The 15,057-nt window shown below is 62.0% G+C and carries 14 protein-coding genes; 6 read left to right on the top strand and 8 right to left on the bottom strand.

The window, feature by feature from the left end:
* Positions 1-438: 438 nt before the first annotated feature.
* From ACSBQQ_RS06255 to ACSBQQ_RS06230, 6 genes are all read left to right on the top strand, one after another.
* Positions 439-1,041, top strand: coding sequence for an amino acid synthesis family protein (locus ACSBQQ_RS06255; protein ID WP_041035081.1), 603 nt, complete (start codon positions 439-441; stop codon positions 1,039-1,041).
* Positions 1,013-1,840, top strand: coding sequence for an alpha/beta fold hydrolase (locus tag ACSBQQ_RS06250; protein ID WP_033655041.1), 828 nt, complete (start codon positions 1,013-1,015; stop codon positions 1,838-1,840). The genes ACSBQQ_RS06255 and ACSBQQ_RS06250 overlap by 29 nt, the downstream gene beginning before the upstream one ends.
* Entirely contained in the window at positions 1,827-2,756 is a 930-nt protein-coding gene (locus ACSBQQ_RS06245) for a flavin reductase family protein (protein ID WP_047567507.1), read from the top strand. Before ACSBQQ_RS06250 ends, ACSBQQ_RS06245 begins: the two co-directional genes overlap by 14 nt.
* Positions 2,757-2,775: 19 nt before the next feature.
* On the top strand, positions 2,776-3,813 hold the full coding sequence (locus tag ACSBQQ_RS06240; RefSeq protein WP_033648300.1) for an LLM class flavin-dependent oxidoreductase: 1,038 nt from the start codon (positions 2,776-2,778) through the stop codon (positions 3,811-3,813).
* Between the two features lie 11 nt (positions 3,814-3,824).
* Complete coding sequence (locus tag ACSBQQ_RS06235) at positions 3,825-5,291, top strand: aldehyde dehydrogenase (protein WP_033648301.1); 1,467 nt, start codon at positions 3,825-3,827, stop codon at positions 5,289-5,291.
* Positions 5,292-5,453: 162 nt separating this feature from the next.
* Positions 5,454-6,839, top strand: a complete 1,386-nt coding sequence (locus ACSBQQ_RS06230; protein WP_033648302.1) for a purine-cytosine permease family protein — start codon at positions 5,454-5,456, stop codon at positions 6,837-6,839.
* Between the two features lie 405 nt (positions 6,840-7,244).
* Here ACSBQQ_RS06230 and pqqF read toward each other — a convergent pair whose 3' ends face one another.
* The 8 genes from pqqF to ACSBQQ_RS06190 all read right to left on the bottom strand — a co-directional run bounded on the left by pqqF (position 7,245) and on the right by ACSBQQ_RS06190 (position 15,008).
* A complete protein-coding gene (gene pqqF / locus ACSBQQ_RS06225; RefSeq protein WP_060428094.1) occupies positions 7,245-9,560 on the bottom strand; it encodes a pyrroloquinoline quinone biosynthesis protein PqqF in 2,316 nt (771 codons plus the stop codon).
* A gap of 2 nt (positions 9,561-9,562) precedes the next feature.
* A complete protein-coding gene (pqqE, locus tag ACSBQQ_RS06220; protein WP_060428092.1) occupies positions 9,563-10,699 on the bottom strand; it encodes a pyrroloquinoline quinone biosynthesis protein PqqE in 1,137 nt (378 codons plus the stop codon).
* Positions 10,692-10,970, bottom strand: a complete 279-nt coding sequence (gene pqqD / locus ACSBQQ_RS06215; RefSeq protein WP_039566152.1) for a pyrroloquinoline quinone biosynthesis peptide chaperone PqqD — start codon at positions 10,968-10,970, stop codon at positions 10,692-10,694. The genes pqqE and pqqD overlap by 8 nt, the downstream gene beginning before the upstream one ends.
* Positions 10,970-11,725 (bottom strand): pyrroloquinoline-quinone synthase PqqC, encoded by a 756-nt coding sequence (pqqC, locus tag ACSBQQ_RS06210; RefSeq protein WP_039566149.1) that lies wholly within the window; start codon positions 11,723-11,725, stop codon positions 10,970-10,972. Before pqqC ends, pqqD begins: the two co-directional genes overlap by 1 nt.
* A gap of 9 nt (positions 11,726-11,734) precedes the next feature.
* The gene (pqqB, locus tag ACSBQQ_RS06205; RefSeq protein ID WP_039566147.1) at positions 11,735-12,646 is read right to left on the bottom strand and encodes a pyrroloquinoline quinone biosynthesis protein PqqB; all 912 of its coding nucleotides are present in this window, start codon (positions 12,644-12,646) and stop codon (positions 11,735-11,737) included.
* A gap of 57 nt (positions 12,647-12,703) precedes the next feature.
* Entirely contained in the window at positions 12,704-12,781 is a 78-nt protein-coding gene (pqqA, locus tag ACSBQQ_RS06200) for a pyrroloquinoline quinone precursor peptide PqqA (protein WP_004937827.1), read from the bottom strand.
* Positions 12,782-12,898: 117 nt separating this feature from the next.
* The gene (locus ACSBQQ_RS06195) at positions 12,899-13,948 is read right to left on the bottom strand and encodes a dipeptidase (protein ID WP_060428090.1); all 1,050 of its coding nucleotides are present in this window, start codon (positions 13,946-13,948) and stop codon (positions 12,899-12,901) included.
* A gap of 136 nt (positions 13,949-14,084) precedes the next feature.
* Positions 14,085-15,008 (bottom strand): LysR family transcriptional regulator, encoded by a 924-nt coding sequence (locus ACSBQQ_RS06190; protein ID WP_060428088.1) that lies wholly within the window; start codon positions 15,006-15,008, stop codon positions 14,085-14,087.
* Positions 15,009-15,057: the final 49 nt, after the last annotated feature.

The raw sequence follows: 15,057 nt of genomic DNA, 5'->3' as shown, positions 1-15,057 counted from the left end.
GATCATCATTAATCCGGATAACGACGCGAATTCCCGTTTGCCCGGTACTATTAACATCTTTCCAACCTGCAAAGCAACGGCGGCCGATTTCGCGCCGCATCGCCAAAACGGTGAATGTTGCAGCAGCTCACAAAATCGAAAGATAGCCTAAAAAAACCGCTTTTCGGTGCTGATAGCCGCTGGCTCAACGGCTGCGGCACGGGCACAGGGTGCTGAGCGGACGCGGTCGTGGCCGGTGTTTCACCCCCGGCCAAAACCTACGCGGGTTTATTAATATATTGATTAATAGTGGTTATTTTTAATTTCTCTTTACCATCTCAGATGAAAATAAGAATACCGTATTATGGTATACCAAATTTTGACATACCAATCTGCCCGATGCTATACCCTCGACTCGCGACATCTGATTAACATTTGATTTACTTTTCGAGGTCCCTTATGCATCAAGACATCCGCAAGACCCTGGTTTCCACAGAAACCCTCTACGCCGACGGCGGCAAATCGGCGAGTAAACCGCTGGTGATGATCGCGGCGGCGGCGGTGATTAAAAACCCCTGGGCCGGGCAAGGCTTTGTCGAGGATCTGGCGCCAAAGATTCGAGAAATGGCGCCGGTGCTGGGCGAGCTGCTGACCGGTTTGATCCTCAAAGAAGCCGGCTCCGGCGAGCGGGTGGAAGCCTTCGGCAAAAGCGCGGTGGTGGGGCTGGGCGGCGAGTTGGAACATGCCTCGGCGCTGATCCACACGCTGCATTTCGGCAACCACTACCGTTCGGCGGTCAACGGCAAGAGCTATCTGGCGTTCAACAATACCCGCGGGCCGGCCAACGCGCCGATCCTGATCCCGATGATGGGGAAAAACGACGAAGGCAGCCGCGAGCACTACCTGACATTTCAGTTCAACATCAACGACGCACCCTTCGACGATGAAATCGTCATCGCACTGGGCGCGGCGCTGGGGGGGCGGCCGCACCACCGCATCGGCAACCGTTATCTGGATCTGAAAGAGCTGGGCCATGATCAGAACAATCCGGCAGCTGTCTGAACCCGCTTTGCGGGTGGGGTATTTGGAGGCCGGGCGTGGCGAGCCGCTGGTATTGATCCACGGCGTAGGCATGAACGCGGAGGCCTGGTATCCCCAGCTCGATGCGCTCAGCGCGCACTTTCGGGTCATCGCCGTCGATATGCCGGGCCACGGAGAAAGCGAAGGCTTCGCCCACGCCGCGACGCTGGAGGATTACGTGCGCTGGATGGCGGCCTTCTTAAACACCCTGGGCGCGCCGAGCGCTGCGGTGGCGGGGCACTCGATGGGGGCGTTGATCACCGCCGGTCTGGCGATCGATTATCCGGAGCGAGTCAATCGCGCGGTGGTGATGAGCGGCGTGTTTCAGCGCTCAGCAAAGGCCAGCGCCGCGGTCGCGCAACGCGCCAGCGCGTTGGCCAGCGGCCAGACGCAGCTCGACTCGCCGCTGAGCCGGTGGTTTGGCGCCGATCCCGCCGAACAGCGTCTGCGCCGCCAGGTGGGCGGCTGGTTGCAACAGGTGGACATATCGGGCTACGCACGCGCCTATCAGGCGTTTGCTACCGGCGATCGGGTGTATGCCCAGCGTTGGCACCTTATCCGCTGCCCGGTGTTGGTGCTGACCGGCGAGCACGACGCCAACTCCAGCCCGGAGATGGCGCGGCAAATGGCGCAGGCCGCACCGAACGGGCGCGCGGTAATCATTGAGAACGCCAAACACATGGTCAGTCTGACCGATGCGCAACGCGTCAACGCGCTGATGCTCGATTTTCTGACCTCAGAGCAACCTTTGACTTTAGGAGCGGCAAATGGACGCGGATAAACGCAGGCAGTTGCGCGACGCTTTCGGCGCCTTTATGACCGGCGTCACCATTGTGACCTCGGTAGACAAGCAGGGGAAGCCGATTGGCTTCACCGCCAATTCGTTTTCGTCGGTGTCGCTGGATCCGGCGCTGCTGTTGGTGAGCATCGATAAACGTTCGGCGAATCTGGCGCATTTTACCCAGTGCAGCCATTTCGCCATCAATATTCTGGCGGAACAGCAAAAAGAGGCTTCAACCATTTTTGCGCAAAAGAACGAAGACCGCTTTGCGCTGATCGATTGGCGCTGGAGTGCGTCACGGGTGCCACTGATCGATAACAGTTCGGCGTGGTTCGACTGCTCGCTGCATCAGGTGGTGGACGCCGGCGACCATGCCATTCTGATCGGCAAGGTCGAAGGGTTCGAGTCCAACGCCACCGCCGGTCTGGGGTATTACCGCGGCGCTTATTTCACGCCTTATCAAAACGCGCAGTCGCTGATTGGTGGGCCGCAGGTGGTGGTAAGTGCGTTGATCGAGTTTGAAGGGCACGCCGTGATGGTGCGGCAAAATGACGGCGGCTATCAACTGCCGTCCAGCGCGGTGGAGAAACGCAGCGTCAGCGAAACGTTGGGGGAGCTGCTGCAACAGCTGGGCATTAATGCCCATCCGGGCTTCGTCTATTCCGTCTATGACGACCGCCAGAAGCACCAGCAACACATCGTTTTCCTGTGCGCGCTGCCGACCGACGCCGGCAGCCTGACGCCGCAGCTGGGCGCGGCGGAATGGTTCGACATGCCGACGCTGGCGCGGCTGCCGATCAAGGATCCGGCGCTGCGATCGATGCTGGGCCGATTCGTCAAAGAAAACGCCGTGGGCAATTACGGTATCTATTATGGCGATGAGCACAGCGGTGCCATCAAGCAATTCGCCGGTTGAGGCTGAACGGGAGAGTGTGATGAAACTGTCTTTATTCGTGCATATGGAACGAACGTTACCCGACGAACCGCAGGAAAAGCTCTACCAGGAGATGATCGAACTGTGTGAAATCGCCGATCGCGGCGGCATGCACGCCATCTGGACCGGCGAGCACCACGGCATGAATTTCACCATTGCGCCGAATCCGTTCATCAATCTGGCGGACATTGCCCGGCGCACCTCGCGGGTGCGGCTCGGCACCGGCACCATCATTGCGCCGTTCAATCACCCGATCCGTCTGGCGGGCGAGGCGGCGATGACCGACATCATCACCGGCGGCAGGCTGGAGCTGGGCATCGCGCGCGGCGCCTATTCCTATGAATACGAACGGCTGATGCCCGGTTTGACCGCCTGGGATGCCGGGCAGCGCATGCGCGAGCTGATCCCGGCGGTGAAAAAACTGTGGCAGGGCGACTATGCCCATCAGGGGGAATACTGGTCGTTCCCGGCGACCACCTCGTCGCCGCTGCCGAAACAGCAGCCGCATCCGCCGATTTGGGTGGCGGCGCGCGATCCCAACAGCCACGAATTTGCGGTGCAAAACGGCTGCAACGTTCAGGTTACGCCGCTGCATCAAGGGGAAGAGGAGATCGTGCGGCTGGTGACCTGTTTCAACGAGGCGCGTGCACGCTTCGCCGCCGAGCAGCCGCTGAAGATCATGCTATTGCAGCATGGCTACGTAGCGGAAGATGAGGCGGACGCCCGCCTGGCGGCGGAAGAGCTCAACCGTTTCTACCACTACTTCGGCGCCTGGTTCAAGAACCAGCGGCCGGTGCGGCAAGGGCTGATTCAGCCGCTGAGCGACGAAGAGATCGCCGCCAATACCTATTACTCCGCCGAGATGATGCGCACCAACCTGGCTATCGGCACCGCCAATGAGGTCATTACGCGGCTGAAAAAATATGAGGCGCTGGGGTATGACGAGTTTGCGTTGTGGATCGACAGCGGCATGAGCTTTGCGCGTAAAAAGGCCTCTCTGGAGCGGTTCATTCGCTGCGTGATGCCGGAATTTCACTGACGGAGGCGCTGATGGAATCGTTCAAACTCTACATCGACGGCCGGTTTGACGCCGGTTCGGCCACCTTCGACTCGATCAACCCGGCGAGCGGCGAACCCTGGGCGCAGGTGGCGGAAGCCCGTGCGCAGGATGTGGATCGTGCCGTTGCGGCGGCGCACCGGGCTTTCCAGGGGGCCGAGTGGCGCGATATGACCGCCGGCGCGCGCGGCAAGCTGTTGTTGCGGCTGGCCGACTTGCTGGAGCAGCACGCCCCCGAGCTGGCGCGGCTGGAAACGCTGGATACCGGCAAGATCATCCGGGAAACCCAGGCGCAGATCGCTTATGTGGCGGAATACTACCGGTACTACGCCGGCCTGGCCGACAAGATGGAAGGCAGCGTGCTGGCGATCGACAAAGCCGACATGGAAACCTGGGTACGTCGCGAACCGATCGGGGTAGTGGCGGCGATCGTGCCCTGGAACAGCCAGCTGTTTCTTGCGGCGGTGAAAATCGGCCCGGCGATCGCCGCCGGCTGCACGCTGGTGGTCAAAGCGGCGGAAACCGCGCCGGCGCCGCTGCTGGCGTTCGCCAGACTGATAGACGAGGCCGGTTTTCCACGCGGCGTATGCAATGTGATCACCGGCTTTGCCGCCGAATGCGGTGCGGTGCTGACGGCGCATCCGCAGGTAGACCACATCGCCTTTACCGGCGGCGCGGAAACCGCGAAGCACATCGTTCGCGGCAGTGCGGAAAACCTCGCCAGCACCTCGCTGGAGCTGGGCGGAAAATCGCCGTTTATCGTTTTCGATGATGCGGATCTGACCAGCGCGGCGAATGCGCAGGTGGCGGCCATTTTCGCCGCGTCGGGCCAGAGCTGCGTAGCCGGCTCGCGCCTGCTGGTGGCGGAAAGCATCAAGGACACGTTTTTGGCCCGGCTGACGGAGAAGGTGCGCAGCATCCGCATCGGGCCGCCGGATCGCCCGGACACCCAGTTCGGGCCGCTTTGCACCAGGCAGCAGCAAGAGCGGATCGCCGCCATCGTCAGCCGTTCGCTGGAGCAGGGGGCAAAACTGGTGATTGGCCACGCGGCGATCGACTCACCGGGCTTTTACTACCCGCCGACGATTGTCGATTGCAGCGCGCAACCCGACGCCGAGTGCGTGAAGCAAGAGCTGTTCGGCCCGGTGCTGTCGGTGTTGACCTTCAGGGACGAAGCGGAGGCCATTCAGCTTGCCAATGATTCTGCCTATGGCCTGGCGGCCGGCATTTTCACGCAGAACCTGACGCGCGCGCATCGGGTGACCCGTCGCCTGCGGGTGGGGGTGGTGTGGCTGAATACCTATCGAGCGGTATCGCCGCTGGCGCCGTTTGGCGGCTACGGCCAGTCGGGGTTTGGCCGCGAGGGCGGGATTGACGCCGCGCTGCAATACACCACCAGCAAAACGGTGTGGCTGCGCACCAGCGACGATCCGATAGACGATCCTTTTGTCATGCGCTGAGTCAGCGCAATCAGGCGCGATTTCAGATCGCGCCGGCAGCCCCGTTTTCATCGCATTGATACAGGCGACCGCAATGTCGCCGGGGCAGACGCACGCTTTTTTCGACCTATTCGCACGCTAACACGCTGTAAAAAATAATAATCCACGTTAACCGGGGGATATATGAACTCTCAGCCAGAGCAGACCGCGTTTATTGAAGACAAGTCGATCGATTTTGTTCCCGCCGGGGAGCGCCATGGCCATGCCCGCAGCCTGTTTACCCTGTGGTTTTGCACCAATATTGCGCCGCTGGCGGTCGTGACCGGGGCCATCTCCACACAAACGTTTCATCTCAATATTCTCTCGGCGCTGAGCGCGATTATCGCCGGCCACCTGTTCGGCGGTATTTTTCTGGCGCTGACCTCTGCCCAGGGACCACAGGTCGGAATACCGCAAATGGTGCAGAGCCGGGCGCAGTTTGGCCGCTACGGCTCGCTGTTGGTGATCGTGTTCGCCACGGTGATCTATCTGGGGTTCTTTATTTCCAACATCACGCTTTCCGGCAAGGTCATCCATAACGTCATCCCGTCATTGAACATGGGCGTGGCGACGGTGATTGGCGCGGTGTTGGCAACGTTGATCGGGGTGGTGGGCTACCGTTTCATCCATAAGATCAACAAAATCGGCGCCTGGGTGATGGGCAGCGCGCTGATTCTCGGATTGGTATTGATGTTTTCTCAACCGCTGCCGGCGGATTTTTGGCAGCGGGGATCGTTCAGCATTGCCGGTTGGTTCGCCACGTTCTGCATCGGCGCCGTCTGGCAAATCAGCTTCTCGCCCTACACGTCAGACTATTCGCGTTACCTGCCGGCGGAAGTCGGCATTGCCAAACCCTTCCTGTATACCTACCTGGGCGCCTGCAGCGGCACCATTTTGGCCTTCGTGTTCGGCGTGGTGGCGGTCAATCTGGTCGCCGGCAGCGACGATGCCATGGAGGCGGTGCGCCAGGCGACGGGAGGGCTGGGGCCGGTGTTGATGGTGCTGTTTCTGATCAACATCATCTGCCATAACTCGATGAATTTGTACGGCGCGGTGCTTTCACTCATCACTGCGGTACAAACCTTCTTACCGCAGTGGATGCCGAATGCGCGTATACGCACGCTGTTCTCGGCGCTGATTTTGCTGGGGGCGGTGTGGGTGGCGCTGGTTGCCTCGGCCAACTTCGTTCATCTGTTCCTGAACCTGATTTTTGCCTTGATTTCGGTGCTGATCCCCTGGTGCATGATCAACCTGATTGATTTTTACCTGCTTAACCGCCAACGCTATGACATTTCGGCCATTTTCAGCGCCGACGGCGGGCGCTACGGCCTGCTAAACACCCGCGCGCTCGGCGTTTATTTCGGCGGTATTGCGGTGCAGGTGCCTTTCGTCGAGAACGCATTCTTCTCCGGCCCTTACGCCAATCTGATCCCGGGCGCAGACATTTCCTGGGTGATCAGCATGGTGCTGACCGGTATCGCCTACCCATTGTGTTGTTCGCGACGGGCTAACTGGGCGGTGCAATTATAATTCTCCTGCATCCCGGCCAGCATAAAAGGCCGGTTTGAGTGATATGATAAAGTAATTTTTAGAACAGGATGTTTCTAATTTTTTAATTTATTAAATTAGATAATAATCGTATGAAATGGCTAAATGGATTTGGGCTAACTTATGATGGTTATATTAATGTTGCTGCTCATGGTGTTTTATATATCGCTAGCTTATGAGTTTAAAAGAATGAAAAAGCGAAGAATATATGCCTGCCATAAAAGGAAAAGGAGGGCGTCGGTTAGGCGATTAATCAACATGCTGTTATTCAAGTAATTTCCCGAAGTAGTTCTTACAGGAGGGAGCACGATTATTGAGATATATCTCCCTCTGGTTATTAGTTGTTTCGCTACGTTTATATTGCGTCGGGTTGGCTCCGACGCAACATCAGCCTGCGGCGAATAGCCGCTGCTGCCAATAGGCCAGTTGCGTCAATGTCATGGGCTCGGCGGCAATGATTGCGTGATTTTCCAGGGCGATTTCGCGTGCGCGTTGCAATGGCTCGGCGCTGAGGCGCTGCACGCTTTGCCGCAGCGCCTGTTGCGTTTGCGCCAGCTCGTTTGCGCCCACGTGCGCCAGCTCATGACGCATCTGTAGTAAGAATTCGTCGGTTAACTGCCGCAGCTGTTCAACGTTGAACGTTGGGGATTGCAGCGCGAACAGCAGGCCTTCGGCATCGGCGCAGCGGTGGAAGGCGCATTGCACCACGTAGCCCACGTTGCGATCCACGCGCAACCGCTGAAAATAGCGCGGCGCGTAAAGCTGGGCCAGCACGCGCAGCGCCCAACGGCCTTCGGCTTCGCCGTTCGGCAGCGGGTAAAACTGCAGCAAGGCGTGTTCGGCGCCGCTTTCCGTCAGCGTGACGGGGCGATGATGCTGATATATCGGCAGCGGCGGCTCGGCGGCCACGGGATAGGGGAAGTCGTACAGCAGGTGCGACAGCTGCCGTTTTAACTCGCCATCGCCGCCGGCTAAGGTGGCATGCCACTGCACCGCTGTTGCTGTCGGCGCGCTGAGCGCTGCGGGCAATTGGGCCAGCAGGCGACGAATGGCGATGTCGTTTTGCTCTTGCAACTGCGTATGGCGCAGGTTTCTCGCCGCCTCGTTGAGAATGGCCGACGGCAACGCCGCCAGCGCCCGGTTCACCTCGCTCAGCCCGTGGCAAAGCAGCGCGGGGCTGCCCGCCAGCTGCAGCAGCCACGCACCCTGGTGGCGTTCGAAGCTTAAATGTCCTTCCCGATGCGCCAGTTCGGCCGCCCCGTCGCGCAGCGCCGCCTGTAAGCCGTAGGCCTGTGCATCACTGAAGGGGCTGGACGGCGTCGGCCGCAGCAGCAGCACCGGCTGCGCTTCGTCGGGGCGCAGATGCCGCAGCGGCGCCAGGCCGGCAGGCAATGTCGGGGGCGGCAGCGCCGCCGAGGAGGAGAAAAAGCGGAAGGATTCCGCTGTAGCCGTCAGCGCGGCGCCGGCGAAGGGGCCAAGCGCTAGCGGCAGCCCTTGAATTTCACGGGTTTCACCGCCGCCTTCGGGCCGCACGGCCAGGCGACGGCGCGGCGCGCTAATCAACGCCGCAATATGCCGTGGCCAATCGTCGTTCGGCTCCGCCGGCGGCAGCCCAAACGCTCTGGCACGCAGCTGGTCGAGCGGTGCCAAACGGTGGAAATCGCGATTTGCCAGCCGCTCGTAATGCGCAAGCTGGGCCGGTGTCAGCACCTGCAGCGCCTGCAGCCACGCCAGCAGGGCGCTTTCGATGCAGGCAGCCTCAGCGGCTGAACCGTGATTGACGGTAAAGGTAAAACTCAGCAGCGCGTTGTTCTCGCTGCAGCGCGAATAATCGAGCCGAACCGCATCGCACCACGCCTGAGCGCGCAGCCGGGCCAGCAGCCCGCCGGGGGCTTCGTCCAGCAGCATGCGCTCCAGCCGCCGCAGCCAGCCGCGCGAATGGGAGCGCGGCAGGGCAAACACCAGTCTCAGCTGCGGCGTGCCGGGCAGCGTCAGGGTGTAATCTTCCGCAGCGGTCAGCGGCGGTGAGCTCTCGTGCGGTGAGCCGTTGCCCGCCGGCAGCCGGCTGCCGTAGCGCTGGGCCAGCGCATGCAGCTGGGCCAGCGATTGCGGGCCTTGCAGCCACAGCGTCAGGTTTGGCGCGCGAAAATAGCGCTGATGAAACTGCCGCAGCGCCAGCTGCAACGCGGAAATATCGCTGCCGAAGGCGGCGCGGCTGCCGATATGAAAGCGATGCATTGCGTCAAGGCCGCTGAACATCTGCCGCTGCGCGGCTTCGCAGCGGGTTTCCACATCGGCGCGCAGCAGGCGATATTCAGCGTCGATGACCTCAATCTCCTGAGCGATCGCCTCGGACGCCAGCTGCGGGGCGGCGAGCATATCGCTCAGCCGCGCCAGCCCCGGCGCCAAATGGTCTGCGCTTACTTCGAAGAAGAAGGCGGTTTGCGTGGCTTGGGTGGTGGCGTTCAGCCGGCCTCCCACCGAGGCGACCCAGGCCATCAGACCATCTTGCGCGCCGTAGTTCGCGCTGCCGCGAAACAACATATGCTCCAGCAGATGCGCCAGGCCCGGCCAGGCGGTGGGCGCCTGAAAACTGCCCGCTTCAATGCGCACCAGCGCGGCGGCGCTAGCGGCGGCAGGATCGCTTATCGCCTTGACGGCCAAACCGTTGTCGAGCTGCCAGGAAGCGCCGGCGAGTGCCATCGTCAACCCTTGAAAATCAGACGAGAGTTGGTTTGATTGCGAAAACGCAGCTGATCGATACCGATCTGCGAGCGATTCGCCGCTTCCCGCGCCGCCAGAATGGTGCCGTGGTGGGGCGATTTGCCGCACACAGGGTCGGCGTTGTCGGCGTTGCCGGTCAGCATGAACGCCTGGCAGCGGCAGCCGCCGTAGTCTTGCTCTTTCTCCGAGCAGGAACGGCACGGCTCCGGCATCCAGTCATAGCCGCGATAGCGGTTAAACCCGAACGAGTGGTACCAGATATGCTGCAGATCGTGCTCCAGCACCGACGGGAAGGCGATCGGTAACTGACGGGCGCTGTGACAGGGTAACGCCATGCCTTCCGGCGTCACGCTCATGAAGATGGCGCCCCAGCCGCCCATGCAGCCTTTGGGGCGCTCCTCGTAGTAGTCCGGCGTGACGAACAGCAGGTTGGCCAGCTTGCCGTCGGTGACCATGCGTTCGCGGTAGCGTTTCACCACCGCTTCCGCGTCGGCGATCTGCTCGCGGGTCGGCAGCAGGCCCTCGCGGTTGAGGTGCGCCCAGCCGTAGAACTGGCAGGTCGCCAGCTCGACGTCGTCGGCGTCCAGCTGGATCGCCAGTTCGATAATGCGGTCGATCTGGCCGATATTATGGCGATGCAGCACGAAGTTGAGCACCATCGGATAGCCGAGCGCCTTGACCGCCTTAGCCATGGCCAGCTTCTGCTGAAACGCCTTGGCGGAGCCCGCCAGCGCGGCGTTCAGCGTTTCATCGCTGGCCTGAAAACTGATCTGGATATGATCCAGCCCGGCGTCGGCGAAGGTCTGCAGCTTCTTCTCGGTCAGGCCGATGCCGGAGGTGATCAGGTTGGTGTAAAAGCCGAGCGCGCGCGCGGCGGCGATCAGCTCGGGCAGGTCTTTACGCACCAGCGGCTCGCCGCCGGAAAAACCGAGCTGCACACTGCCCATCGCCCGCGCCTGGCGAAACACCTCGATCCACTGCGCGGTGGTCAGCTCTTTTTCCTGCGCGGCGAAATCGAGCGGGTTGGAGCAATACGGACACTGCAGCGGGCAGCGGTAGGTCAGCTCCGCCAGCAGCCAGAGCGGCGGGTTCACCGCCGGCGCGCGAGCTTCAGTCACGGAAGGTCACCCATTTTTGTTCGTAGGCGCGCTGGAAAAACTCCAGCACGTCTTCCGCCAGCCCTTCGGCGCCGGGGAAGCGGGCGTTCAACTGGGCGATGATGCCGTTCAGCGTGGTGTGGCCGTCGACCAGCTGCAAGATGGCGGCGGCGCTGTCGTTCAGCTTGGCCATGCCTTCCGGGTAGAGGATCACGTGGCTGTTTTGCACTTGCTCCCATTGCAGGCGGTAGCCGCGACGGAAGACGGGGGTGTGTTCAGGGTTCAGCGTCATTACACCAGCCTCTGGTTGTGCCATACCCGCGCGGTGGTCACGCTGTGGTAAGGCGGGCGGTTCAGGGTATAGGCCATGCTCATGGCGTCCAGCATGCTCCACAGAATGTCCAGCTTGAACTGCAGGATCTCCAGCATGCGCTGCTGTTTTTCTACGGTGTCGCAATAGTCCAGCGCCAGCGCCAGGCCGTGTTCCACATCGCGGTTGGCCTGGCCGAGGCGGCTGCGGAAATAGTCGTAGCCGGCGGCGTCGATCCACGGGTAGTGCTGCGGCCAGCTGTCGAGGCGCGATTGGTGGATTTGCGGCGCGAACAGTTCGGTCAGCGAGCTGCAGGCCGCTTCCTGCCAGCAGGCGCGGCGCGCGAAATTGACGTAGGCGTCCACCGCGAAGCGCACGCCCGGCAGCACCAATTCTTCAGAGAGCAGGGCGTCGCGCTGCAGCCCGACGGCTTCGCCCAGGCGCAGCCAGGCTTCGATGCCGCCTTCACTGCCGCCGTAGCCATCGTGATCCAGGATGCGCTGCACCCATTTGCGGCGGGTTTCCGGCTGTGGGCAGTTGGCCATGATCGCCGCGTCTTTGATCGGAATGCTGGTCTGGTAGTAGAACCGGTTGGCCACCCAGCCCTGGATCTGTTCGCGGGTCGCTTCGCCGTTGTGCATCGCGATGTGGTACGGGTGGTGAATATGGTAATAAGCGCCTTTGGCGCGCAGCGCCGCTTCAAATGCCGGCGGAGTCAGGGGCAGTGGTTGCGTCATGGCGGTTCCCTACAGTTCGATATTCATGCCGTCCCAGCTCACTTCAATGCCGGCGGCGGTCAGGCTTTGCCGCTCTACCGAGTCTTCATTGAGGATAGGGTTGGTATTGTTAATGTGGATCAGGATTTTGCGCCTGGCGGGCAAGGTGGCGAGCAGGGCCGCCAGCCCGTGTTCTTCCGCCAGCGCCAGATGCCCCATGTCCTTGCCGGTATTGCGGCCCACGCCGGCGTTGGCCAGCTCGTTGTCGCGCCACAGCGTGCCGTCGATCAGCAGGCAGTCCGCGCGGCGCAGCCACGGCAGCAGCGCCTCGTCCGGCTCACCCAGGCCCGGCGCGTACAGCAGCCCGACCCCGCGCGCGGTATCTTCGATAAACAGCGCCACGTTGTGGCCCGGCAGCGGGCGATCGCGGAACGGCGAATAGGGCGGCGCGTTGCTGAGCAGCGGAATGGCGGTAAAGCGCACGTTCGGGCAGACCATCGTGCGGAACGGCTCGCCGGGCGTCAGCGGGTGGTGAATCAGGCCGCCGTTCCAGTGTGAGAGCATGGGAAACACCGGGAAACCGGTGCTGAGATCGTCATGCACTTCAGGGGTGCACCAGACGTGATGCGGGCAGCCCTCGCGCAAATTGAGCAAGCCCGCGCTGTGATCGATCTGGCTGTCGGTCAACACGATCGCGCCGATGCCGGTGCCGCGCAGCACCTCGGGATTATTCAATTCGGGCGAGGCCAGCAACTGATGGCAAATGTCCGGGGAAACGTTGCACAGCACCCAGTTTTTACCGTCGTCGCTGACGGCGATGGAGGACTGCGTGCGGCGCGTGGCGCTGATGCTGTGGTCGCGAACGCCCCGACAGTTGTCGCAGTTGCAATTCCACTGGGGAAAGCCGCCGCCCGCCGCCGAGCCGAGAACTTTTATCTGCATGTCTAAACCAGAAAAGAAGGAAAGAAATGCCCGCGCGAAAGGCGGGCAGACGGGCGATTAACGGTTGGAAATGTACAGCGTCACTTCCAGCCCCAGACGCAGATCAACAAACTCAGGTTTAGTCCAGGTAGTCATAGCGGTGCTCCTTTGCATGCATCGTAATAAGTCGAACCCAATGAGAAACGTTCGCATTCGGCCGGCCCAATGTTGGCGAAATGTGACGGAGATCGCAACCTTTAAAGCGTAACCGGGTTATTCACCCCAGGCGGCGGTGAGCGCGTTCAGCCAGTTGCGCCAGGTCAGCTTCTCCAGCAACCGGTTATCGAACCCGGCCTGCGCCAGCGCTTGCGTCAGGCGCGGCAGGCCAGCGGCGTCCTCCAGCGGTTGCGGTACGTTGACCCCGTCAAAATCAGAGCCAAATCCCACGCGATCTTCACCAAGTTTAGCGATCAAATACTCAACGTGTTTAACAATTTCTGTTAAGCCGGTTGTTGCACTGTCACGTTTACCGTCCGCACGCAGGAAGGCGGTGCCGAAATTGACGCCGACCATCCCGCCGCTCTGGGCGATGGCGCCCAGCTGTGCGTCGGTCAGGTTGCGCGGCTGGGGGCAGAGGGCGTGGGCGTTGGAGTGGGTGGCGACCAGCGGCGCGTTGCTCAGCGCGGCGGTTTGCCAGAAGGTTTTCTCGTTCATGTGCGAGACGTCGATCATGATGCGGCGGCGGTTGCAGGCGCGGATCAGCGCCTCGCCGGCCGGCGTCAGGCCGGGGCCGGTATCGGGTGAGCCCGGGAACGGCCCGCTGACGCCGGTGCCGAAGGCGTTCGGCAGATTCCAGAATGGCCCGATGCTGCGCACGCCCAGCCGGTAGAAGGCCTCCAGCTGCGTCAGCTCCGCGTCGATCATGCCGGCGCCTTCGATATGCAGCACCGCGGCAATTTGCCGGTTGAGGCGGCACTGTTCTATCTCGGTGGCGGTGCGGCAGATGCGCAGCCGCCCCTGAGAAGCCTGTTCCAACTGCTGCAGGATGGCGATCTGCCGTTCGGCGATCGCCAGCGGATCGAAGGTGGCCTGCGCCTCGTCCTGCGTTTGGTTGCGCATCTGGGCGATATAGCTGACCGGGGGAATAAATACCGCGAACAGTCCGCCGAAAAATCCGCCGCGCCGCATGCGGGAGAAATCGAGGTGGCCCGGCGTGACGCGGGAATAGAAGGCGGCGGCCGGATCGTCGTCGTGCTGCAGCCACAGGTTGAGCAGCAGGTCGTTATGGCCGTCGAATACCGGCCAGAGAGGGGGAAGCGTCATGAGCGTTTCACTGAGTCAGGCATCGTGAACGCTATGTTCTCCCATCGCGCGAGGGGGAACAACCCTCAGGGTATGGGGGCTTTGCCGTTGGCTGGATCACTCGACGTCAGTAATGCAAAATCTAGTGACATTGTCACTATTCGCGAAACGGTTCCTGCACGCGCTGGCGACAGACCGACAACACCAGCTGCCGCAGCCAGCGGTGATCCGCCTCGGCCTCCAGGCGCGGGTGCCACATTTGCGACACGGTAATGGGCGGCGTTTTCACCGGCAGCTCAAAGACGCGCAGCGGGCCCTCGGCCGGTTGAGCGTGCAGGAAGGAGGCGGGCAACAGCGCCAGCAGGTTCGAGGCCTGCGCCACCGCCAGCGCGGCCGGAAAACTCGGCACCACGGCGGCAATCTGGCGCGTCAGCCCCAGCTCCGCCAGCGCGGCGTCTACCGGCCCGAGAATGCGCCCGCTGCGCGAGGCCACCACGTGGCCGCAGGCGGCGTAGTCGGCGGCGCCGATCTCCGGCTGCTGCGCAAGCGGGTGCGAGGTTCTCATCACGCCGACGAAGCGATCGCGGAACAGCGCCTGCAGGCGGATTTCCGGGCCCATGTCACCCAGCACGCCTATCTCCAGATCGACCAGCCCTTCACGCAGCGGGCGGTCGCTTTTCTCCGGCTTGGGCGCAAAGCGCAGCCGCACCCGCGGCGCCTGTTCGGCAGCGGCGGCGATCAGCGCCGGGCCGAAGGCTTCGACGAAGCCGTCGTTGGCACGCAGCGTGAAGGTACGATCCAGCTCGGCGGGATCTAATGCTCCCTGCGCCGGGCGCAGCAGCGCACGGGCTTCGAATGCCGTATTTCGCGTCCGCTCGCGTAGCGTTTCGGCATAGGGCGTCAGCACCATATGACGGCCGGCGCGCACCAGCAGGGGATCGCCGGTGGCCGCGCGCAGCCGGTTGAGGGTGCGGCTCATCGCCGAAGCGCTTAAACCGAGACGCCGTGCGGCGCCGACGACGCTGCCCGCCGTCAGCAGCGCATCGAGCGCGATCAACAGGTTGAAATCAGGGTCGGTCATGTGTGCATATCCTGTGGCGCTGGAATGAGAGAAGGCGTTTGATGCAGTA

It is taken from the genome of Serratia sp. G204Y, assembly GCF_051172435.1.
Lineage (GTDB): Bacteria > Pseudomonadota > Gammaproteobacteria > Enterobacterales > Enterobacteriaceae > Serratia > Serratia sarumanii.
Note: the sequence above shows the minus strand (reverse complement) of the source record. Positions and strands in the feature narration are given on the sequence as shown.

What these genes read in the sequence shown, in the direction of transcription:
- ACSBQQ_RS06255 (WP_041035081.1), top strand. Translation starts at nt 439, where the DNA reads ATGCATCAAGACATCCGCAAGACCCTGGTTTCCACAGAAACCCTCTAC.
- ACSBQQ_RS06250 (WP_033655041.1), top strand. Translation starts at nt 1,013, where the DNA reads ATGATCAGAACAATCCGGCAGCTGTCTGAACCCGCTTTGCGGGTGGGG.
- ACSBQQ_RS06245 (WP_047567507.1), top strand. Translation starts at nt 1,827, where the DNA reads ATGGACGCGGATAAACGCAGGCAGTTGCGCGACGCTTTCGGCGCCTTT.
- ACSBQQ_RS06240 (WP_033648300.1), top strand. Translation starts at nt 2,776, where the DNA reads ATGAAACTGTCTTTATTCGTGCATATGGAACGAACGTTACCCGACGAA.
- ACSBQQ_RS06235 (WP_033648301.1), top strand. Translation starts at nt 3,825, where the DNA reads ATGGAATCGTTCAAACTCTACATCGACGGCCGGTTTGACGCCGGTTCG.
- ACSBQQ_RS06230 (WP_033648302.1), top strand. Translation starts at nt 5,454, where the DNA reads ATGAACTCTCAGCCAGAGCAGACCGCGTTTATTGAAGACAAGTCGATC.
- pqqF (WP_060428094.1), bottom strand. Translation starts at nt 9,560, where the DNA reads ATGGCACTCGCCGGCGCTTCCTGGCAGCTCGACAACGGTTTGGCCGTC.
- pqqD (WP_039566152.1), bottom strand. Translation starts at nt 10,970, where the DNA reads ATGACGCTGAACCCTGAACACACCCCCGTCTTCCGTCGCGGCTACCGC.
- pqqC (WP_039566149.1), bottom strand. Translation starts at nt 11,725, where the DNA reads ATGACGCAACCACTGCCCCTGACTCCGCCGGCATTTGAAGCGGCGCTG.
- pqqB (WP_039566147.1), bottom strand. Translation starts at nt 12,646, where the DNA reads ATGCAGATAAAAGTTCTCGGCTCGGCGGCGGGCGGCGGCTTTCCCCAG.
- pqqA (WP_004937827.1), bottom strand. Translation starts at nt 12,781, where the DNA reads ATGACTACCTGGACTAAACCTGAGTTTGTTGATCTGCGTCTGGGGCTG.
- ACSBQQ_RS06195 (WP_060428090.1), bottom strand. Translation starts at nt 13,948, where the DNA reads ATGACGCTTCCCCCTCTCTGGCCGGTATTCGACGGCCATAACGACCTG.
- ACSBQQ_RS06190 (WP_060428088.1), bottom strand. Translation starts at nt 15,008, where the DNA reads ATGACCGACCCTGATTTCAACCTGTTGATCGCGCTCGATGCGCTGCTG.